The organism is Pseudomonas sp. CFII64, from assembly GCF_000416235.1.
In the GTDB taxonomy this organism is placed as follows: domain Bacteria; phylum Pseudomonadota; class Gammaproteobacteria; order Pseudomonadales; family Pseudomonadaceae; genus Aquipseudomonas.
The window spans coordinates 1-20,430 of sequence record NZ_ATLO01000005.1 but is presented as its reverse complement, the minus strand read 5'-3'; the positions used below and the strand labels follow the sequence as shown (position 1 = coordinate 20,430).

17 protein-coding genes are annotated in these 20,430 nt (G+C 56.9%); 12 read left to right on the top strand and 5 right to left on the bottom strand.

The window, feature by feature from the left end:
• The first annotated feature begins 33 nt into the window (after nt 1–33).
• Both CFII64_RS02945 and CFII64_RS02940 read left to right on the top strand, forming a co-directional pair.
• A complete protein-coding gene (locus CFII64_RS02945; RefSeq protein ID WP_020289272.1) occupies nt 34–327 on the top strand; it encodes a hypothetical protein in 294 nt (97 codons plus the stop codon).
• A gap of 82 nt (nt 328–409) precedes the next feature.
• The gene (locus CFII64_RS02940; RefSeq protein ID WP_020289271.1) at nt 410–1,372 is read left to right on the top strand and encodes a L,D-transpeptidase family protein; all 963 of its coding nucleotides are present in this window, start codon (nt 410–412) and stop codon (nt 1,370–1,372) included.
• Between the two features lie 226 nt (nt 1,373–1,598).
• On the opposite strand, the gene oprI is transcribed toward CFII64_RS02940, so the two are convergent.
• Nucleotides 1,599–1,850: an outer membrane lipoprotei OprI gene (gene oprI, locus CFII64_RS02935; RefSeq protein WP_002553018.1), complete on the bottom strand. Its 252-nt coding sequence runs from the start codon at nt 1,848–1,850 to the stop codon at nt 1,599–1,601.
• Between the two features lie 608 nt (nt 1,851–2,458).
• Here oprI and CFII64_RS02925 point away from each other — a divergent pair.
• Nucleotides 2,459–2,740, top strand: a complete 282-nt coding sequence (locus CFII64_RS02925) for a GNAT family N-acetyltransferase (RefSeq protein ID WP_020289269.1) — start codon at nt 2,459–2,461, stop codon at nt 2,738–2,740.
• Nucleotides 2,741–2,813: 73 nt separating this feature from the next.
• Here CFII64_RS02925 and CFII64_RS02920 read toward each other — a convergent pair whose 3' ends face one another.
• Entirely contained in the window at nt 2,814–3,890 is a 1,077-nt protein-coding gene (locus CFII64_RS02920) for a 3-deoxy-7-phosphoheptulonate synthase (protein ID WP_020289268.1), read from the bottom strand.
• A 254-nt stretch (nt 3,891–4,144) separates the two neighbouring features.
• On the opposite strand from CFII64_RS02920, the gene CFII64_RS02915 reads away from it, so the two are divergent.
• The 5 genes from CFII64_RS02915 to cysB all read left to right on the top strand — a co-directional run bounded on the left by CFII64_RS02915 (nt 4,145) and on the right by cysB (nt 8,096).
• On the top strand, nt 4,145–4,480 hold the full coding sequence (locus CFII64_RS02915) for a co-chaperone YbbN (RefSeq protein WP_020289267.1): 336 nt from the start codon (nt 4,145–4,147) through the stop codon (nt 4,478–4,480).
• Between the two features lie 30 nt (nt 4,481–4,510).
• On the top strand, nt 4,511–5,467 hold the full coding sequence (locus tag CFII64_RS02910) for a putative 2-dehydropantoate 2-reductase (protein WP_020289266.1): 957 nt from the start codon (nt 4,511–4,513) through the stop codon (nt 5,465–5,467).
• Between the two features lie 20 nt (nt 5,468–5,487).
• Complete coding sequence (locus CFII64_RS02905) at nt 5,488–6,393, top strand: 5'-nucleotidase (RefSeq protein WP_020289265.1); 906 nt, start codon at nt 5,488–5,490, stop codon at nt 6,391–6,393.
• 94 nt (nt 6,394–6,487) lie between these two features.
• Nucleotides 6,488–6,982 (top strand): universal stress protein, encoded by a 495-nt coding sequence (locus CFII64_RS02900; protein WP_020289264.1) that lies wholly within the window; start codon nt 6,488–6,490, stop codon nt 6,980–6,982.
• A 139-nt stretch (nt 6,983–7,121) separates the two neighbouring features.
• On the top strand, nt 7,122–8,096 hold the full coding sequence (cysB, locus tag CFII64_RS02895; RefSeq protein ID WP_020289263.1) for an HTH-type transcriptional regulator CysB: 975 nt from the start codon (nt 7,122–7,124) through the stop codon (nt 8,094–8,096).
• A 49-nt stretch (nt 8,097–8,145) separates the two neighbouring features.
• Here the strand turns inward: cysB and CFII64_RS02890 are convergent, their stop codons facing one another.
• Nucleotides 8,146–8,880 carry a phosphoadenylyl-sulfate reductase gene (locus CFII64_RS02890; RefSeq protein ID WP_020289262.1) on the bottom strand — a complete coding sequence of 245 codons (735 nt, stop codon included), beginning with the start codon at nt 8,878–8,880 and terminating at the stop codon, nt 8,146–8,148.
• 170 nt (nt 8,881–9,050) lie between these two features.
• On the opposite strand from CFII64_RS02890, the gene thrH reads away from it, so the two are divergent.
• Nucleotides 9,051–9,665, top strand: coding sequence for a bifunctional phosphoserine phosphatase/homoserine phosphotransferase ThrH (thrH, locus tag CFII64_RS02885; RefSeq protein WP_020289261.1), 615 nt, complete (start codon nt 9,051–9,053; stop codon nt 9,663–9,665).
• 151 nt (nt 9,666–9,816) lie between these two features.
• On the opposite strand, the gene pabB is transcribed toward thrH, so the two are convergent.
• Nucleotides 9,817–11,160, bottom strand: coding sequence for an aminodeoxychorismate synthase component I (gene pabB / locus CFII64_RS02880; protein WP_020289260.1), 1,344 nt, complete (start codon nt 11,158–11,160; stop codon nt 9,817–9,819).
• Nucleotides 11,161–11,594: 434 nt separating this feature from the next.
• Here pabB and CFII64_RS02875 point away from each other — a divergent pair, with 434 nt between their 5' ends.
• The 3 genes from CFII64_RS02875 (at nt 11,595) to CFII64_RS02865 (ending at nt 17,645) form a co-directional block, all read left to right on the top strand.
• Entirely contained in the window at nt 11,595–13,862 is a 2,268-nt protein-coding gene (locus CFII64_RS02875) for an autotransporter outer membrane beta-barrel domain-containing protein (protein WP_020289259.1), read from the top strand.
• 228 nt (nt 13,863–14,090) lie between these two features.
• Complete coding sequence (locus tag CFII64_RS02870; RefSeq protein WP_020289258.1) at nt 14,091–16,097, top strand: hypothetical protein; 2,007 nt, start codon at nt 14,091–14,093, stop codon at nt 16,095–16,097.
• A gap of 78 nt (nt 16,098–16,175) precedes the next feature.
• The gene (locus tag CFII64_RS02865; RefSeq protein WP_156883143.1) at nt 16,176–17,645 is read left to right on the top strand and encodes a hypothetical protein; all 1,470 of its coding nucleotides are present in this window, start codon (nt 16,176–16,178) and stop codon (nt 17,643–17,645) included.
• A 44-nt stretch (nt 17,646–17,689) separates the two neighbouring features.
• Here the strand turns inward: CFII64_RS02865 and CFII64_RS02860 are convergent.
• A partial coding sequence (locus tag CFII64_RS02860) for an RHS repeat domain-containing protein (protein ID WP_020289256.1) occupies nt 17,690–20,430 on the bottom strand: 2,741 nt, incomplete at its 5' end.

The following is a 20,430-nucleotide window of genomic DNA, read 5'->3' as shown; positions in this document are numbered from 1 at the left end:
GCTAAGGTGGCGCCCCCCGATCTGGAGCCCTCCATGCCCCGTCCCGCCTGGTCCCTGTATGCCTATCAACTGATCGAGCCTGATGAACAGCTCGACCTGTTCGCGTGCCAGGAAGTAAAGGTGCATCTGGTCGCCCGGCAACTTGAGCTGGGCGGCACCATCGACCGGACGTTGTGTGGCACGTTGCTGCCAGCTCAGCCGCGCTGGTCAGCCGTGGAAAGGACGGTATTTCGCGATGAGCGCCTGTGCTCATTGTGCCGTGCCATTGTCGAGTCGCAGAAGCGTGGGACACGGCCGATCTGGCCGGAATTGCGCTTCAACGAGTAATAGCACGCCGCCTCCCGATTGCCTTGGCAGCGGTGTACAATTCGCTTCTTTCTACCCGCCGTCGTTGCCAAGGATTTCCCGGATGTTGTCGCGCATTCCAGCCGTTACCCGCTGTCTGTCGCTTGCTGCACTCTGTGCGGCGGGCTCCGTTTCCGCTTTGGAATTTCCACTGCCACCGCCTGGCGAAGATATCGTCGGCCAGGTGCAGACGGTTACAGCCAAATATGAAGATACCTTCGCCGACCTGGGGACCCGGTACGATCTGGGTTATCTGGAGATGATCGCGGCCAACCCGGGCATCGATCCATGGTTGCCGGGCGCAGGCCGACAGATCGTGTTGCCGACCCGCTTCGTGCTGCCGCCGGGCCCGCGCGAAGGCATCGTCATCAACCTCGCCGAATACCGCCTTTACTACTATCCCAAAGGCCAGAACGTCGTACATACCTATCCGCTGGGCATCGGCCGCGAAGGTTGGGGATCACCGATTGCGGTGACCAAGGTCATCGCCAAGACGCCCAATCCGACCTGGACGCCGCCGGCTTCGATTCGTGCCGAGCACGCTGCTGATGGCGATCCGTTGCCAGGCGTGGTCCCGGCCGGTCCCGACAATCCCCTGGGGCCCTTCAAGTTCGGCCTGGGTTTGCCCGGCTACCTGATTCACGGCTCCAACAAGAAATTCGGCATTGGCATGCGCACCAGCCATGGCTGTTTCCGCATGTACAACAACAACGTGCTCGAACTGGCGGGCATGGCCCCCGTCGGTACGCCGGTGCGGATCATGAGCGAGCCATACAAATTTGGCATCAGCGGCGGCAAGGTGTATCTCGAAGCGCACACCCCGCTCGACGAAAGCGGCAATCCATCGATCGTCGATAAGCACACGGCAGTGATCAACGCCTTGCTCAAGCGCGAAGACCTGGCCAATAACCTGCGCATGAACTGGGATCTGGTTCGCGACGTCGTGGCCGCTGAAGATGGCATGCCGGTAGAGATCGCGGTGCCGGGCTCGGCGGTGGCTGCGAGTAACCCGCTGCCGTTGCAGTAAGACGTATATCCGAAGTCATGCCGTCTACTTGTGGGAGAGGACTTGTCCTCGATGGCTATCGTTTCAGCACCGCAGGTAGGTAAGGCGGATTCGGATCGTCTGGACTGGCTATCGAGGACGAGTCCTCTCCCACAAAAGCCCCTTTCCAACACCTCCGCCGTAAAGCATAGGCCACAAAAAAGCCGACCCGGAACCGGGTCGGCTAATCAATAATCCCGAGGGATTATTACTTGCGGCTAGCCTTGTCCAACATACGCAGAGCGCGCTCGTTGGCTTCGTCAGCAGTTTGCTGAGCTTTTTGAGCTGCAGCCAAAGCTTCGTCAGCTTTGCGATAAGCTTCATCAGCGCGAGCTTGCGAACGAGCTGCTGCGTCTTCGGTAGCGGTCAGGCGAGCTTCGGTTTCTTTGGATACGCTGCTGCAACCGGTGGCCAGAACTGCAGCCAGAGCCAGAGCAGAGAATTTCAGAACGTTGTTCATCGTGTTCCCCTTCAAGGACTTTTTTTCAATTTAGTCATCTCTCGAAAGTGAGAAAATGACCGGCGTACATACTACCCATTGTTTGTAGTAAGTAAACTGACCAAGCGCAAGAAGCACAAAATTTCTTGGCTTTGAAAGTGTTCGGTGAAACTGCTCACGCTATTTATCCAGAAAATATTCAGTCTTGGGACGGTGCACTTTCTGCTCGCTGTGACGCGCAGGATCGCCAGGCTCTCCAACGAAAGCGACGTTCCTACACCCAACGTTAGTCAATGACGCGCGCCTTTGCCATTAACGGCTGCGGCTGATTGTTGATGTACCTGACCCATGCCGACGTGACTTTCAATTGGCCCGCACGTCTCAATCGACAAGATTCGGTGAGGATCGGCATAACTATCTGCGTCGTCAGATGTTCAATCGCGATTTTTTGCGGTAGACACGCTTGAGCATATTCCCCAATGACGCCTACTATTTGCAGGTGCTCTTTTGTTGGGATCAGCAAAGCTCTTCTCGGTGTCCAAAACAGGCACGGGGTGGCGTAGATGTTCCTTCGCCGGAAAAACATCGGTAAGGTAGGGGTCCAATTCCAAGACCCGCGAGGAGTAGTGATGAGCGAGGCGTTGTCCATCCACCATGATCAGAACGGTCACCAGTTCGAGATCAATATTGAAGGTCACCGTGCCTACCTGACCTATATGGACCTGGGTAAGCAGACTCTGGATATTTACCGGACCTTCGTACCCAATGCCCTGCGTGGCAGGGGTATCGCTGCGGCGCTTACCGAGCAGGCGCTCGATTACGCCGACAGAATGGGATACACCGTGATTCCGTCATGTTCCTATGTCGAGCGTTACATGGAACGTAACCAGCGCCAGGCCGCCAAGATCTGACTTACGCCTTCGACTGACCGTGCAATGAAAAACGCCGAGCAAATGCCCGGCGTTTTTGTTTCTGCGTGCAGGCTTAAGCGCGTTCGCGCTTGGGCAGCACATCCTTGAGTTTGGCGTGCATGCTGCGCAAGGTTTTTTCGGTGCTTTCCCAATCGATGCAGGCATCGGTCACGGATACGCCGTATTGCAGTTCAGACAGATCTTTCGGAATTGCCTGACAACCCCAGTTCAAATGACTTTCAACCATCAGGCCGATGATCGATTGGTTGCCTTCCAGAATCTGGTTGGCGACGTTTTCCATGACCAGCGGCTGCAAGGCCGGATCCTTATTGGAGTTGGCGTGGCTGCAATCGACCATGATGTTTGGCTTGATGTTGGCCTTGTTCAGCGCCTGCTCGCAGAGCGCAACGCTCACCGAGTCATAGTTTGGCTTGCCGTTACCGCCGCGCAGCACCACATGACCGTAGGCGTTGCCCTTGGTGGTCACGATGGAGACGCCGCCTTCCTGGTTGATGCCCAGGAACCGGTGCGGGCTGGAAACGGACTGCAAGGCGTTGATCGCCACGGTCAGGCCGCCATCGGTGCCGTTCTTGAAGCCGACGGCCGAGGACAGGCCCGAAGCCATTTCCCGGTGAGTCTGGGATTCGGTGGTGCGCGCACCGATGGCCGACCAGCTGATCAGGTCCTGCAGGTATTGCGGGGAGATCGGGTCCAGCGCTTCGGTTGCGGTCGGCAGGCCCATTTCAGCCAGATCCAGCAGCAATTGACGACCGATGTGCAGGCCGTCCTGAATCTTGAACGAGTCATCCAGGTACGGATCGTTGATCAGACCTTTCCAGCCGACGGTTGTACGCGGCTTCTCGAAATAGACGCGCATCACCAGATACAAGGTGTCAGACACTTCCGCAGCCAACGCTTTGAGGCGTTCGGCGTATTCGTGGGCAGCCTTGATGTCGTGGATTGAGCACGGCCCGATCACCACGAACAGGCGATGATCCTTGCCGTCGAGGATGTTGCGGATGACTTCGCGGCCCTGGCTCACGGTGCGCAGAGCAGCAGCGGAGAACGGGATTTCGCGCTTGAGCTGATCCGGCGTGATCAGAGTCTCGTTGGAAGAAACGTTGAGGTCGTCAATCGGTAGATCAGCCATCGTGTTCTCATCAGGTCACGGTGCTGGCCGCCAACGTAGCCCGTGCGGCGAAGCCAGCATGATTGGAGCGCAGCGGGGAGCGGAACCTTAGCGCGTTAGGCCGTTGTTCGACAATGGGCAAACACCGCTTTATCCCTTGGTAAAGGCTGGATGGTCACTGTTAATGCAGGTTTTTTGGTCTGCGGGCGTTACAAGGATATTTGCAAGCACCCGCGGGGAAACGGATAGTGTGCTGCCTTACAGGAGGCGTTTTCTTGGATCAGCTTGAACTGAGCGACTTTGATGTCGACCAACAACTGCTGCAATTGCCTGGCATCTCGCTGCTGATCTTCACCAGCGTCGGTTGTGCAAGCTGCCGTTATGCCCGGCAACAGCTGCCCCGACTGGGTTTACCGGTGCAGCGATTGTGCTGGATCGATGCCGAGGAAAACGGCGGCGCGGTAGAGCGCTATGAAGTGTTTCATCTGCCGGCATTGTTCATCGTGCGCGACGGCGAGTTTTTCGGCGCGCTGCGTGCGCCGCTCACCGAGAGCGCAATCCGCGCCGCCTTGAACCTGGGATTGATCCGTGAACCCGATGAACTGCCCTGAGCCCGGCCATCAACAAGCAAGGAGATCGGCATGAGCCATGACGTGACGCGACCCCGAATCGGAATTATCGGCACCGGCGCCATCGGCGGTTTTTATGGCGTGATGCTGGCACGCGCCGGTTTCGATGTGCATTTTTTGCTGCGCAGTGAATTTGCCGCGGTGACGCAACACGGCTTGCGCGTGGACAGCGCGGTGTTTGGCGAACTGACGCTGAATCCGGTACAGGCGTATTCCTGCGCCGCAGACATGCCCCTGTGCGATTGGCTGCTGGTAGGCGCCAAAGCCACCAGCAACGCCGAACTGGCACCGGCCATTGCGCAGGCCGCTGCACCTGGGGCCAAGGTGCTGGTTCTGCAAAATGGCCTTGGTGTCGAAGACAGCCTGCGCAGCCGGCTACCTGATTCGCTGCACCTGTTGGGCGGCCTATGTTTCGTCTGCGCGCACCGCACGGCACCCGGCATCGTCGCGCATCAGGCGTTTGGCGCCGTGAGCCTGGGTTATCACAGCGGTCCGGCAAACGATGCGGCCGGCCAACTTGCGTGGGTGGAAGAGGGCGCGAACCTGCTCCGCTCCACCGGCCTCGACGCGCATGCCATGCCCAACCTGCAACTGGCGCGCTGGCAGAAGCTGGTCTGGAACATCCCCTACAACGGGTTGTCGGCGTTGCTGCAAGCCAGCACCACGCCGCTGATGACGGATCCGCAAAGTCGCGAGCTGATCCAGGCGCTGATGGCCGAGGTGGTGCAGGGCGCCCAGGCATGCGGCCACGTGTTGCCCGACGGTTTCGCCGACCATCTGTTCGCCGTCACCGAGAAAATGCCGGACTATCGACCCAGCATGTATCACGATTTTCACGAGCGGCGTCCCCTCGAACTTGAGGCTATCTACGCTGTGCCACTGGCGGCGGCCGCGCAGGCGGGCTGTGACATGCCGCGTGTGCGCATGCTGTATCAGGTGCTGGCTTTTATCAATACACGAAACAGCTGATCAGGCTGCAAGGCGGACTCATGGCAAACGATCAAGGCAACAAGCTGGTCCTGGCGATTTCCTCCCGCGCCTTGTTCGACCTGCGTGACAGTCACGCGATCTACATGGCGGACGGCGTCGCGGCGTACCGCAAATATCAGATCGCTCATGAAGACGAGATCCTTGAGCCCGGCGATGCGTTTCTGTTGGTGCAGAAGCTGTTGAGCCTCAATGCGAGCATGAGCAAGGCGCGGGTCGAGGTCATCCTGGTTTCCCGCAACAGCGCCGACACGGGCTTGCGGGTGTTCAACTCGATTCAGCATTACGGCCTGGACATTTCCCGCGCGGCATTCGTCGGCGGTCGCAGCCCTTATCCTTATCTGGCAGCCTTCGGCTGCCATCTGTTTCTTTCCACGCACGCCGAGGATGTGCGCAGTGCCCTGGATGCCGGTTTCGCGGCAGCGACCATTCTCTCGGGCGGGGCGCGACGTGCCGCCAGCGCCGAACTGCGCATTGCGTTTGATGGCGATGCCGTGCTGTTTTCTGACGAATCGGAGCGCGTTTACCAATCGGGCGGTCTTGAAGCCTTTCAAGCCAGTGAGCGCCAGTCGGCCCGCGAGCCATTGCGCGGCGGCCCGTTCAAACCGTTCCTGGCGGCGCTCAATCTGTTGCAGCGCGAGTTTCCCGAGGAAGCCTGTCCGATTCGCACTGCATTGGTCACGGCGCGCTCGGCGCCGGCTCATGAGCGGGTGATTCGTACACTGCGCGAATGGGACATCCGCCTGGACGAGTCGCTGTTCCTTGGCGGCCTGGAAAAATCCGCGTTTCTCGAAGCCTTCGCAGCCGACGTGTTCTTCGATGATCAACCCGGCCACTGTGAAAAAGCCCGCGATGTGGTCGCCACCGGCCACGTCCCCCACGGCATCAGCAACGAAATAAAAATTTGAACGTTTGCCGCGTGAACGGGTAATCGCCGTCGCACTTTTTGGCGCGCTGCTAAGCTGAATCCATCTCCGCCATTCTGGCTGTTCGGGAGGTCATATGATTCGTTCGATGCTGTATGCCACTGACCTGAGTCTGTATGCGCCCTACGTCATGCAGCACGCGCTGGCACTGGCTCGAACCTTTAACGCCGAGCTTTATGTGATCCATGTGGTTGAGCCGATGGGGTTGTTTGCTGAATCTGTACTACAAAGTTATCTGAGTGAAGACGCGCTGAAGGAACTGCACCGCCAGGGGCTCAACACGGTGCTGGAGGGGATCGAGCAGCGGGTGCTGGACGGATTTCGCGAAGAGCTGGGGGACGGGCATCAGGATCTGGCCTTGATCCGCACCGTGCGCGTGGTGCAGGGCGATCCATGCAACGTGATTCTGGAGCAGGCGCAACAGCTTGAAGTCGACCTGCTGGTAGTGGGCAGTCATAGCCACGGCACGGAAACCACTGCACCGATTGGCCGCACGGCAGCCCGGGTTCTGCAACTGTCGGAGGTTCCGGTTTACATGGTGCCGGGCTGCGGCAAGGGCGCGCGTCGGTGAGATGAGGCTCAGACAAAAAATCGAGCGTGCCTTTGCCGCTTAAAAGTGATAAAAAGTTCTAGCTGTCTTGCTCTTACCATTAATCCAGTTATATAGCGTCGCTGATGCCTTGGGCGTCTTCCTGCTTTGAGGGACACATATGAAGCTTCAACAATTGCGCTACATCTGGGAAGTGGCGCACCACGACCTCAACGTTTCAGCGACGGCTCAGAGTCTGTATACCTCTCAGCCCGGTATCAGTAAGCAGATTCGTCTGCTGGAAGACGAACTGGGTGTCGAAGTGTTCGCCCGCAGCGGCAAGCATCTGACCCGCGTCACCCCCGCCGGTGAGCGCATCATCACCACCGCCGGCGAAATCCTGCGCAAGGTGGAGAGCATCAAGCAGATTGCTCAGGAGTTCTCCAACGAGAAGAAAGGCACCCTGTCGATTGCGACCACGCATACCCAGGCGCGTTATGCGTTGCCGCCGGTGATCAGCAATTTCATCAAGCAATATCCCGACGTGGCGCTGCACATGCACCAGGGTTCGCCGATGCAGATCGCGGAAATGGCGGCTGATGGCACTGTCGATTTCGCCATTGCCACCGAAGCACTGGAATTGTTCGGCGACCTGGTGATGATGCCGTGCTATCGCTGGAACCGTTGCGTCGTCGTGCCTCAAGGCCACCCGTTGGCCAAGGTGCCGAAGCTGACGCTGGAGGTGCTGGCTGAGTACCCGATCGTGACTTACGTGTTCGGTTTCACGGGGCGTTCCAAGCTCGACGAGGCTTTCAGCCATCGCGGCCTGACCCCGAAAGTCGTGTTTACCGCCGCCGACGCTGACGTGATCAAGACTTACGTGCGCCTGGGCCTGGGTGTCGGCATCGTGGCGAAAATGGCCGTGGATGCCAAACTCGACAGCGATCTGGTGATGCTCGACGCCAGTGACCTGTTCGAGGCCAGCATTACCCGCATCGGCTTCCGTCGCGGCACCTTCCTGCGTGGCTTCATGTGCGACTTCATCGAGAAGTTCGCCCCGCACCTGACCCGTGAAGTCATGGCCAAGGCGATCGCGTGCCACAACAAGCAAGAGCTCGAAGAGTTGTTCGACGGCGTGGAATTGCCGGTGCATTGATGCATAGATTCCGTTGGAGCGAGCGGCGCTCCAACGGAATCGGTGGCACTCAAACCTTCGCGATCAAATTCCCCGAATGCAAGCCACATTCCTTCTGCGTGGCTTCTTCCCACCACCAGCGGCCTTCGCGCTCGTGCTGATTGGGCAGCACGGGCCGCGTGCAGGGTTCGCAACCGATGCTGATGAAACCGCGTTCGTGCAGGCTGTTGTACGGCAGCTCCAGCATGCGGATGTAGCCCCAGACTTCCTCGCTGGTCATCTGCGCCAGCGGATTGAATTTATACAGGGTGCGTTCCGGTGTCGAAAAAGCCGTGTCGATTTCCAGTGCCGCGACGTGGCTGCGGGTGCCGGGGCTCTGGTCGCGACGTTGCCCGGTGGCCCAGGCGGTGACGCCGGCCAGCTTGCGCCGCAGCGGTTCGATCTTGCGGATGCCGCAGCACTCGCCATGACCGTCGCGATAGAAGCTGAACAAGCCCTTTTCCTTGACGAAGGGTTCGAGCTTCTGCTGGTCCGGGGTCATGATCTCGATGTCGATCTTGTAGTGCTCGCGCACTTGCTCGATGAAACGATAGGTTTCCGGGTGCAGGCGGCCAGTGTCGAGGCTGAAGACCTTGACGTTCTTGTTCAGTTTCCAGGCCATGTCCACCAGCACCACATCCTCGGCACCGCTGAAGGAAATCCACAGATCATCACCGAAATGCTCAAAAGCCAGTTTCAGGATGTCCTGTGGGGACTTGTTGGCGTAAGTCGCGGCGAGACCCACGACGTCGAAGGGTTGGCTCATCAGGCGGTTTCCTAAATTTGGCGCTTAGGCGCTCGTAATGACGCGAATGTTAACAAAATCTTTCGCCGAGTTGGCCGGTTTACAGTTGTTGCGCTTATGTTGCGCTGAAACAGCAACAGCCCCTAAAGTGCCGGTTCTTTTTGACGATGATGTCCCTCGAGGAGTGTCCTGTGGAAATTGCCTGTCTGGACCTGGAAGGCGTGCTGGTCCCGGAAATCTGGATCGCCTTTGCTGAAAAAACCGGTATCGAATCGTTGCGCGCCACCACCCGGGATATTCCCGACTACGACGTGCTGATGAAGCAGCGCCTGCGCATTCTTGACGAGCACGGCCTGAAACTGTCGGATATTCAGGAAGTGATCGGCACCCTGAAACCGCTGGACGGCGCCGTCGAGTTCGTCAACTGGCTGCGCGAGCGGTTTCAGGTGGTGATTCTGTCGGATACCTTCTATGAATTTTCCCAGCCGCTGATGCGTCAGCTGGGCTTCCCGACCTTGCTCTGTCATCGGCTGATTACCGACGAGACCGACCGGGTCGTCAGCTATCAACTGCGTCAGAAAGATCCGAAGCGTCAATCGGTACTGGCTTTCAAAACCCTGTATTACCGGGTAATCGCTGCCGGGGACTCCTACAACGACACCACGATGCTCGGCGAGGCCGATGCGGGCATTCTGTTCCACGCCCCGGAAAACGTGATCCGCGAATTCCCGCAGTTCCCGGCAGTGCACACCTTTGAAGACCTGAAAAAGGAATTCATCAAGGCCTCGAATCGGGATTTGAGGTAGGAGGGGACTTGTCCCCGAATAGGCCGGTGTGAACGCTGAAGATCTTCTTCGGCCGACCCGCCGCCTTCCTGGACAAGTCCGGTCCTACCGAGTAACAGATTTGAGGTAGGAGGGGACTTGTCCCCGAAAAGGCCGAGGCGGTTCAGGGGTATCAAAGCCCTTCCAGCGTCTCCAGCAACACGCGCACCTTGGTAATCGATTCCTGATATTCGGCTTCGCAATCGGAGTCGGCCACGATGCCGCCGCCGCCCCAGCAGGAAACCTTGTCGTCCTTGACCAGCAAGCTGCGAATGGCGATGGAGCTGTCCATTTCGCCGCGCACATCCAGGTACAGCAGCGATCCGCAGTACAAGGCACGCCGCGTGGGCTCCAGTTCGTCGATGATCTGCATGGCGCGAATCTTCGGTGCGCCGGTGATCGAGCCGCCAGGGAAACTCCCGGCAATCAAGTCCAGCGGGTCATGATCCTGCGCCAGTTCGCCGGTCACGCTGCTGACCAGATGATGCACGTTCGGGTAGCTTTCCAGGCTGAACAATTCAGGCACTTTCACCGAGCCAATCCGGCAACTGCGGCCCAGATCGTTGCGCAGCAGATCGACAATCATCAGGTTTTCCGCGCGGTCCTTGGGGCTCGCCAACAGCTCTGCGGCATAGGCCTCGTCCTCGGCCGCATCACGACCGCGTGGGCGCGTGCCTTTGATAGGTCGGGTCTCGACCTGACGCTCACTGACCTTGACGAAGCGCTCCGGGGACAAACTCAGGATCGCCTCGCCATCCGGTAAAGCAATAAACCCGGAAAACGGCGTCGGGCACGCCGCACGCAATGCGCAATACGCCGCCCACGGGTCGCCCTGGCAAGTGGCCTGAAAGCGCTGGGCGAAGTTGACCTGATAACAATCGCCAGCCTGGATATATGCCTGAATGCGCGCGAAAGCGGCGCGGTAATCGTCAGCGTCGAGATTGGCCTTGAACGCTGTCGTCAGTTGGAATTGCGCTGTATCCAGATTGATGGGTTGCCTGAACAATTCCAGCAATCGCTGCTCTTCAGCGGGGGCCAGCGAGGGATGGCACATCAGTTGGGTGGTCCGCGCCTGATGGTCGGTGATGACCGCCCAGGCATACAGCCCAAGGCGGGCGTCGGGCAATTGCAGATCATCGACCGCATGCTCGGGTTGCGGCTCCAGACGGCGACCGAAGTCATACCCGAGGTAACCCAGCAGCCCGCCAGCAAAAGGCAATTCACTGCCCGCCGGTAATTGCGCCGGGCCCAGTCGCGCAAGGCTGTCGCGCAGACGCTGAAAAAAACCGTCGCCGCTTTCCTGAGGTTGCGCTTCCAGTTGCTCCAGCGGCCAGGCGCTGAACACGTCAAACCTGCCTCGCTCGGCGCTCGGGCGACCGCTGTCCAGCAGGATGGCGCCGGGGGCGTGACGGATTCTGGCGAAGTCGTTGGCTGGGTTTGCTGAATAAGGCAATGGGTGGAGCGAGCAGGTCGGCATTCGCGCAAGTCAGTCTCAGTGTGAGGTCGGCGATTGTAGTCCTGCGCGCCGCAGCCTCCTAGGGGGGATATTGCCTGCAATCGCGGAAAAGCACAGGGCTACCCACCGATCAGAGCAACCCCGAATGAAACCCGCTTCGAAATAATAAAAAACACTTTTACTTCGAATGCTTTTAAACAAGAAGTTGCCGTTATTTTATTAAACTGGTTCTGCTTGCATATTGATCCATGTTTATTCTGGTTCGCGATAAAAGCGACTCTTATTCTTTCGAACTGATTGGACTTGTGCAGCAATCACAATCTGTAGGTATCAGCCAGATACTACAATTGCTTAGGAATAGTCCTACAGCACCATAGGTTTTATATTGCTAGTCTTCGCCGCCATTCGTACAGCCGGTGCGAATGACTACCCTATTTTACTCAATGGAAATCACAATGAATTTCACTAACAGTTATCTGTTAACTCCGCTGACAAAGGCGTTGAGATTGTTGCCCTATGCACCGCTGATGCTGGTTTGCTGCCAGGCTCAAGCGGCTTTTGAAGAAACTGTCATCGGTGAAACAAGGAACATCGACGGGTCGACCATGACCAATAATTGGGCGGTGTCGGAGGGTGGCACGTTGAACGCCACGGGCGCGCGTACCGGCTACATAGATGTCAGCAGAAGTAACCTGAATCTGACGGGCACCACGGTTAACGGCATCAACGGCTCGGGTGTAGGCATATCCCTGCTGTTCAGTAATGCAACGATAGTTGGCAGCAGTATCACCGGCGGCGAAACCGGAATGCGTATCGCGGGCGGCAAGACCGTGATAACCGGGAGTACAGTCACTGGAACTGATTTCGGTATCGATCTGCGCACCGGCACGAGCGCGGGAACTAACCCTGATCTCACATTGGTGGGAAGTCAGGTCAACGGAACGGGGCCGACAGGCGTCGGCCTTCATATGTTTGGCGGTATCGTACGGGCTACCGAGGGTACAGTTATTCAAGGGACGCAAAATGGCATTACTGTCAGCCAGGGGCTTTTTGGTGAAACGCCGACCATCGACCTCGACAACAGTCGGGTAGAGGGACAAACCGGATCTGCCATTGTTGTGAACGCACCTATTGGGGAAGCCAACTTTACCCAGATCAACGTGAACAACGGTTCGACCCTGGTTGGAGGCAACGGCACTGTCCTGGAAGTAAACGGTGCCAAGGGAAAGATGAATGTGAGTAACAGTGCACTCACAGGCAATATTCAGGTTCGCGACAGTGGCGCTATGGACCTTGATTTGAACCAAAGTCGGTTGACCGGTGATATCAGCGCCGAGGCGGGTAGTACCGTCAACGTGGCACTGAACAATCAGTCGGTGTTTACCGGTCGCCTGGAGAACGTCAACAGCCTGGCCGTAAACAGTGCGGCGCAATGGGTGATGGTCGAGGACTCCAGTGTCGCCAACCTGAACATGAATGGCGGCGCGATCAAGATGGGCGCGCCGGACGCTTTTTATAAGTTGTCGGTGGAGAATCTGTCGGGTAACGGCACCTTCGTCATGGACGCCGATTTCTCACAGGGCAAGGTTGATTTTCTCGATGTAACCGGGACGGCGTCCGGCAACCACTCATTGCTGGTTGGCGCAACCGGCGCAGATCCGGTTGCCGATTCAAGCCTGCATGTGGTGCACACCGCCGCAGGGGACGCGAAGTTTTCCTTGCTGAACGGGCCGGTGGATATGGGCACTTATTCCTACGAGCTCAGCCAGCAAAATGGCAATGACTGGTACCTGATCAATACCGGGAAAGTCAGCGCAGGCACCAGTGCCGTGCTGGCACTGTTCAATACCGCTCCGACGGTCTGGTATGGCGAATTGTCGACCTTGCGCAGCCGCATGGGTGAACTGCGCATCAACGGTGCTCAACCGGGCGGCTGGATCCGCACGTACGGCAACAAGTTCGATGCCAAGGCCGCGTCAGGTGTCGGTTATCAACAGACTCAACAGGGCATTTCCTTTGGTGCCGATGCGCCGCTGCCGGTGGGCGATGGCCAGTGGCTGGTGGGTTTGCTGGGCGGCTACAGCAAGTCGGACCTTGATCTGGATCGCGGCACTTCCGGCAAAGTGAGTAGCTACTACCTCGGCGCATATACCACCTGGCTGGATCAGGACAGCGGCTATTACTTCGATGGTGTGCTGAAGTTCAACCGATTCCGTAACGAAGCCGATGTCAGCTTGAGCGACGGCACAGAATCCAAGGGCGACTACGACAATAGCGGGGTGGGTGCTTCCCTGGAGTTCGGCAAGCACATCAAACTGGATAACGGTTACTTCGTGGAACCCTACACACAGCTATCGGGCGTGGTCATCCAGGGCAAGGATTATGATCTGGACAATGGCATGCAGGCCGAAGGCGACCGCACCCGTTCACTGCTGGGTAAACTGGGCACAACGGCGGGGCGCAATTTTGATCTGGGCGAAGGTAAAGTGGTGCAGCCCTATGTAAGAGCCGCCTACGTGCATGAGTTCGCCAAGAACAACGACGTCGAGGTCAACAACAACGTTTTCAACAACGACCTGTCCGGTTCCCGTGGCGAGCTGGGTGCCGGTGTCGCGATGTCAATGTCGGATCGGCTGCAACTGCATGCGGATTTCGAGTACAGCAATGGCGACAAGATTGAACAACCTTGGGGGGCCAATGTGGGGTTGCGTTATAGCTGGTGATTATTAGTAATTAATCTTGAGGGAGGCGAAAGCCTCCTTTTTGCTATTAAGGGATGTATATCGATTATATGGCACGTTGCTACCTGTTAGTTATGACAGTATCGGCAGGTTTGAATAAGCGCTAAGTTACTTGCAAGTCACGGCATTTTCGGATGTGGTTCTCTAGGTGGATTCTGATTGCCGGACTTTTTTATGGAGCCAGTCGATCAATTAGCATGGAGTTAAAAAATGAACAGTTTCGAAAAAATCAAAGACGGTATTGAACGCCGTCGCGCATACCTGCGCTCAAAGGTTGCAGCGGTGCATGCGCCGGATGCTTCGCAAGATCCAAAGCTGGATCCTGTCATAGTAGAGGTTCTACCTGGATTACCCCAAGGCCTGCTGCACGTATCGAAGCTAGGAGCAGATCTGGATGTGAAAATCCCGTATTGGAATTTCTTGATACCGGCTAACTTTTACGCTGATGTCACTATGCGGATAAAAGACGCCAGCGGTAATGTTGTTTTTTCCGATAAAAAACGTAATAACGGCCCTCTTGTATCTGGCGATTTTCCGTTAGCGCAGAATATTGCAAAGGACAATATTCCACACGAAGGTACGTACACCATCGACTACCTCGTCGAAAGCAATACGGGAAACAACAATGATTCTGACCCTTTTACAATCACCATCGACAGGACTGCCCCCTATTACAACGTTGATCCAGCGCTCGCGTTCCCGGTCGCGCTAGGCGTCCCGGCGACGGTCATTACCGACGCAACATTCGGCGGGGGTGTGACCGAGTTTGTGTGCACATTGCCTGAGTACACCGGCCGTACAGGCGAGGATTATATTGTCGTATTCTGGGGGCCTGGCCTGCCTGAGAATATCAACGACCCGGATCCGGCCTTTGGCCCCGTGGCTGTGCCTGCTGACTTGAAAATCCCGATCCCCAAAACCATCATCGAAAGCAGACCCAATGGCCCGACCTTCGCGGTGTACTTTCTGACCGACAAGGCTGGCAATGTGAGCAGTGTGTCCACACCTGTGCAGGTAGATGTGCAGCTGGGTGCTCTACCTGACGACCTGAAGAACCCCGAAGTCCCATTAGGACCCTTGGTTGATCTGGCCGACGCCCATCTGGGTGTCGTAATAAAGATACCGGCGTACACCAATCCTAAAGGCTCTACGATTCAGGCAGTTTGGGGGGGCACGGATTTGAGCCCCAGAGATCCTGGATCTGATCCTGTCGACGTGTATATCCCTGTTCCCTGGTCCGTCCTGAAGACTGAATACACAGGAGGGCCTGGCGAACAACCGGTTCAGGCAAGTTATCAGGTCAAACGCGGATCGCTGCTATTTCCTCCCAGTGGACCGCTGACCGTAGATGTCACTGTCGATTTCTCGGTGATCGGCCCGCCAAATCCGGATGAGCCCGATCCGGTCAATCCCGATCTGCCAGAAGTACATCTCACCGGTGCCTCTGGTGGGGTGGACAAGCTGACGCCTGCGGATAAGGATAAAGATGTCCCGGCGACGGTGGAACTGTATGATCCCGTCCAGGCAGGTCAAATTTTGCAGCTATTTTGGGGGACTCAAGTCACGCCTGTCGACGAGTTCACTGTTGTTGGCGAGTCGGCTGGCGATACGATCAGCTTCACTATCCCTTGGACTGACATTGAAGCCCAGGGCAATAACTCTGCCTTGCCTATGTACTACACAATCAACAGCGCTGCGGGGAATAATCCACAGCACTCCAAAAATACGCCCGTTGATGTGGCTGTGCTGGTTGTGGGCTTTGATCCGGTCAGTTTCCCTGATCTTTACGAGGATGCCGGAGGTAATAAGTTTTTGTCTTGTGCGTCTTTATATTCTGAAGATTATAACGATCCACTGGCAAAATTCGGCTTCAGGGTGCGGGTGCCTGGCGATACGGATCTCAAGGTTGGCGATACCTTGGTGGCTGTGTGGCAGGGATATGAGTTTGACGAGACGACGGAAATTCCTGCTACGCGATTCACCCATGATCACGGCGCTCTGAGTGCGGAAGAAGTGGCCAACGGTTTTACATTCCTGGTCGAGCCTTACGCCGCTCATATTCTGCCTATCGGCCAAGGTTATGCGGACGTGACCTATACCGTTACGCCAGCGGGGGGAGGAACTCCCATTCCCGCCGATCCTCTACCGGCAAAACAGTACGTCGACTTAGTGCGTCCTGGTGGTATCACCTGTGAAGTTCCGCCGCCTAAACCATGAAGTGTTAACCAACGACCAAGCTGCATTTCACATCGCTGAAATGCAGTCTGAGCGGTTTTGGGCTTTTTGGTGTCGATCATGAAGAAGGATTTTGTTATGGATAACACAAGAAAACAGGATCTACCGTTACTGGCTCCCCTCGTCACCAAAGCCTTGGACGATATTCCTGGGGGCGATACCAATCTGTTGCCCAAAGATGCATTGCAGGCCGACCTGGAGGTGACCTTTCCGTTATGGGATGGAAGTAGCCCCTTACCAGGGGGGACTGATACAGTCCTGTTAATGTGGGATAACAAAGAGGTTGTGCGCAAATCGTTCTCCACACCGATTGATGTCAGTGAATTATTTGCGCATATTCCCATGGCGGAACTTACCGAAGGTTCCCACGGGTTATTTTATACAGTCATATTTTCCAGTGGTAATGAAAATAGTTCGGACCCGCCCATCACCGTCACCATCGACAAAACCCCACCGGTATTAGCCGGCAGCAAAGATCCACTCATATTTCCGAACGATCTGATCGGCAACAGGGTCACGGCTCGCTACCTTGAAGATCATGGCAACAAACTGCCTGCGACAGTGCCGACCTACGATCTGCCAAAGCCGGGGGATACGATTTTCCTGTATTGGGAGACGCTGCCGGTGGGCTCCTTATCGGCGAGCGAGAAAACCTTGACCCAGGCGGATATGATCCTGGATATCGAATTCGACGGCGACATGATCGTGGGCCACGGCGATGGAAAGCGTTATGCAACGTACAGGGTGCAGGACCGCGCCGGCAACCTTAGCGAGTTGTCTGATTATGCTGAGTTAACTGTCGATGCCCAACCGGTGCCGCTGGTCATGCCTTCGGTCGAAAAATCCTTACCTGCCGGGGGCGGGACCGGCACGCTTGATCCATTGCTCGTCACGGACGGTGCCGTTGTGGTGGTGCCGGAGGAAATCGATCTCCAGCCCACTGACGTGGTCACGGTTTACTGGTCAGGTTTTGTCGCCAGCGCCAGTCACGAAACCAGCACACCTATCGAGGCGGGCGATTTGAAGTTTGCGATACCGTCCACTGCGATACCCGGCAATATCGGCACGGACAGGCAGGTGGAGGTGTATTACACCGTCACCAGAACGGGAGGCAAGGTCGAAACCTCTGAGAAATACTCACTGACGATCCTGCCCATTGCCGACGGCAGGTTCCCAAAACTGAAGTGCGACCAGGCTATAGGCACCGGCCTGCCGACGCTGAGTTTGTCATCGGTTCCCGCCGGCGCCGATTTCAGTATCACGCCCTGGGTGTACGTCAAGGCAGGGCAGAAAATGCACATGTGGGCCGAAGGCGTCGACAAGTCCGGGGTCGATTTGCCTATCGATGTCTTCGTTGAGCGGCCGTTGACCCCGGGCGAAGAGAGCGGCGGCGTCAGTGCAGTGTTGGTTCGATCATTTCTGGAGCAACTGAAAGTGAATGAACAGTTCTGGGTGGATATTGAAGTGAGTTTTGACGAGGGGGAGAGCTACCTGAATTTTCGACGGGAGAATGTTTTGTTGGTGGAGTGAGCCCGAGAGCCCTGCCAATCGCGGGGCTCACCAGCTTGTTTTTTTTAGAAAAACGACTGCGCTCCGGTTACTTTTGGTTTCTCACCGATTAGAGATTTTTGCTGTGCGCGGACTCCTTGAGTTTTCTTCAATAATTCCTTCACGGAAAATTTGGCTCCTTCTTCGGGCTTAATGCCTGAGAATAATGCCGCTATTTCGCCTTTTGGCCCTACTGGCTGGCTGGAGGAGGTAGTTGAGGTCTTTCTCAAATTAACCCCACTTTTAATTTGATCGAGGAGCGCGTTAGGCGGCTGCGGTTTCCCGCTTGTAATGGATTCAATGCTTGGTTGAAGAGAATCCGTTTGTGTCGCTCGGGTAGAGAAAGTTTTCCCTAGATCGACTGCCGCATCAGTCGGGTCTGACGCTATAAGGCCTCCAGATTTATGAACGGGTGAGGAGTTGGGGGCGCTATGTACCCTCGGAATAGAAAAATCAGTGAAGTACTCTTCAGGGAGGGGGGGAGTCATCAAATCATCAGATCCCGCCATATTTGCTCCCTTTCCAAACCACTTCGAACTCCCCGTCGCAATCGTCGTCATCCCGGCCAGCAACGACACGACCCCCAGCACTGTACTCGTTATGCCCAGTACTTTCTTGGCCTGTTGATCCGGTGTATAGAGACCAATGCCCCCCGTCACAACTGCCGCAACGCCTGCTGCCTGGGCGGTTGCAAACAGCGCGAACTGGGCGCTCAATGCTGGCGCGATCAAGCCCCCGGTGGCGACTGTGCCGATGATTCCCAGTACCAGCCCGGCAATGTTCAGCCCAAGGAACAAACCGCGTGACATATGCCCGGTCGGATCAATCAACCCGATGGGGTCGCCCAGGCAATAGACATATGGATTGAGCCCGCCGGCGCCAAATGGGCTGAGGCTGTCCGGACTATGGAAGCGCATCAGGGTCGGGTTGTAAGCGCGATAGCCGCGTCCCAGCAAATACCAGCCGCTGATTTCATCCCGCACTTCGCCGTTGAAACCCAGCAGGCTGCGCAGGTCGCTGTCCGGGCTGCGTTCGCCGTAAGCGTTGTACACGGCGGTGCGCAGGTCGGCCTGCTGGCCTTCGCCGAGAATGCTTTGCTTGGCGTCACTCATGAACAGCGTGGTCTGTTGAGCATCGCCAACGGTCTGCTGGCCCAGGGGTTGCGCGCCGTCATACAGGAAACTGACCGTTTCGCTGCCCTGCACCAGCGTCGCCAAACGGTCGCCCTGATAAAAACGCAGCGTTTCGGCCTGTAGGCCGTTTTGCACGGCGACCAGATGGTTATGGGCGTCATAACGGTATTGCCCGGCCAGACTGTCCTCGACTGTGGTTACGCTAAGCAGGCGGCTCTGGCTATCGTAAACCAGCTGTTGAGCGTTTTCGTCATGGACCAGATTACCGGCAGCGTCGTAGTCCAGGCTGATACTGGCGGGATAATCGCCGTGAGTGTGCTGAATGCTGACCAGCTGCGTTGGATCATCCGCCGCAAAACCAAATGTGGCCTGATCGGTACTGCCGTCGGCAAAAGTGCTGATGACCTGGATGATGTTGTCCAGTGCATCGAAGTCAAAACGTTGTTCGCGGATCGGATTGCCGTAGCGATCCTGCGGCACACGTTCTCCGTCGCAGGTGTGCACATTCAACCGGCCCCGCGTGTCGTATTCAAAGCGTTCATCAAGCAGCGAGCGTGCTTCGGCCTGCAGGTGCCGGGTAAGCAGCTTGCCGTCTTCGCGCCAGGTCTGGCTGATGCGATGAGTTTCGTGACCCTGCATTTCAAGGGTTCTTTCGGTTTCCTGGCCTTGATCGTCGTAGGTCAAAGTGGTTTGCAGCGTGCGGCCAGTAGTCAGGTCCGTGGTGATGGTCCTGTGTAGCTGGCCGAGGCTGGAATACTCGAAGTCGGCTTGCAATTGGCCTTGTTTCACCGACTTGACCCGGCCTTGCGGGTCATATTCATAGCCAGTATCTAACCCACTGGTATCCAGTCTATGCAGTTGGCGGCCGCCAACGGAATGGAGGTAGAGCGACTCCCAGGTCTGGCCGCCTTCAGTCCGGCGCTCGCTTTTAAGCTGGCCAGTCAAATCGTAGTCGAACTCGCGTCGGCTGCGGCCGTTTTGCGAGCTGGTCATCGACGCAGTGCGGGCGTCGTAGGTGAAATCGGCCTGTTCGTCGTCGACGACGGTGCGCACCGGTTGATCGGTCAGGCCTAGCCGGTACTCGTATTTGATCGAGCGATTGCCGGGCGTGATGCATTCATCGATCTGCATCTGGCCGCCTATATAGAGATATTGTGTGGTTCGCGGGCCGACTTTGATTTGGGTCTGACGATCCAGGCCGTCAAAGCTTTGCTCCCCGAGCAAGGTCGCAACGGACGCACCGGCGGCCTTGACCCGGATGCTGATCGGCAAGGCATCGCTGCTGTGCCCGGCGTAATCTTTCTCGACCACGGTAAGGTCGGGCAGGGTGGTCTTGATAAGCCTCGACCAAGCGTCATAGCTGAACAGCGTGCTGCGCCGCATCCGGTCGATTTCCTGTATGCAGCGCCCCAGGCCGTCGTAGGTGTAATCCTTCTGGCTGAGGGTATTACCCGCTGCATCCAGCGTTTTGCTCCATTCCGGCTTGCCAAAGTTATTGGTCTTGACTTCGCTCATGCCGATGATGAGCGGCGTTGCATCGCCACTTTGAGCCCAGTTGCGCACGGTTTTGCGCACGGGATTGTTTTCGCTGACCTGCGTTGCCCCATCCGGCCCGGTCACACTGCGCTGTTCCC

What these genes read in the sequence shown, in the direction of transcription:
- CFII64_RS02940 (WP_020289271.1), top strand. Translation starts at nt 410, where the DNA reads ATGTTGTCGCGCATTCCAGCCGTTACCCGCTGTCTGTCGCTTGCTGCA.
- CFII64_RS02865 (WP_156883143.1), top strand. Translation starts at nt 16,176, where the DNA reads ATGAAGAAGGATTTTGTTATGGATAACACAAGAAAACAGGATCTACCG.
- CFII64_RS02910 (WP_020289266.1), top strand. Translation starts at nt 4,511, where the DNA reads ATGAGCCATGACGTGACGCGACCCCGAATCGGAATTATCGGCACCGGC.
- pabB (WP_020289260.1), bottom strand. Translation starts at nt 11,160, where the DNA reads ATGCCGACCTGCTCGCTCCACCCATTGCCTTATTCAGCAAACCCAGCC.
- CFII64_RS02925 (WP_020289269.1), top strand. Translation starts at nt 2,459, where the DNA reads ATGAGCGAGGCGTTGTCCATCCACCATGATCAGAACGGTCACCAGTTC.
- CFII64_RS02920 (WP_020289268.1), bottom strand. Translation starts at nt 3,890, where the DNA reads ATGGCTGATCTACCGATTGACGACCTCAACGTTTCTTCCAACGAGACT.
- CFII64_RS02945 (WP_020289272.1), top strand. Translation starts at nt 34, where the DNA reads ATGCCCCGTCCCGCCTGGTCCCTGTATGCCTATCAACTGATCGAGCCT.
- CFII64_RS02905 (WP_020289265.1), top strand. Translation starts at nt 5,488, where the DNA reads ATGGCAAACGATCAAGGCAACAAGCTGGTCCTGGCGATTTCCTCCCGC.
- CFII64_RS02875 (WP_020289259.1), top strand. Translation starts at nt 11,595, where the DNA reads ATGAATTTCACTAACAGTTATCTGTTAACTCCGCTGACAAAGGCGTTG.
- CFII64_RS02870 (WP_020289258.1), top strand. Translation starts at nt 14,091, where the DNA reads ATGAACAGTTTCGAAAAAATCAAAGACGGTATTGAACGCCGTCGCGCA.
- oprI (WP_002553018.1), bottom strand. Translation starts at nt 1,850, where the DNA reads ATGAACAACGTTCTGAAATTCTCTGCTCTGGCTCTGGCTGCAGTTCTG.
- cysB (WP_020289263.1), top strand. Translation starts at nt 7,122, where the DNA reads ATGAAGCTTCAACAATTGCGCTACATCTGGGAAGTGGCGCACCACGAC.
- CFII64_RS02890 (WP_020289262.1), bottom strand. Translation starts at nt 8,880, where the DNA reads ATGAGCCAACCCTTCGACGTCGTGGGTCTCGCCGCGACTTACGCCAAC.
- CFII64_RS02900 (WP_020289264.1), top strand. Translation starts at nt 6,488, where the DNA reads ATGATTCGTTCGATGCTGTATGCCACTGACCTGAGTCTGTATGCGCCC.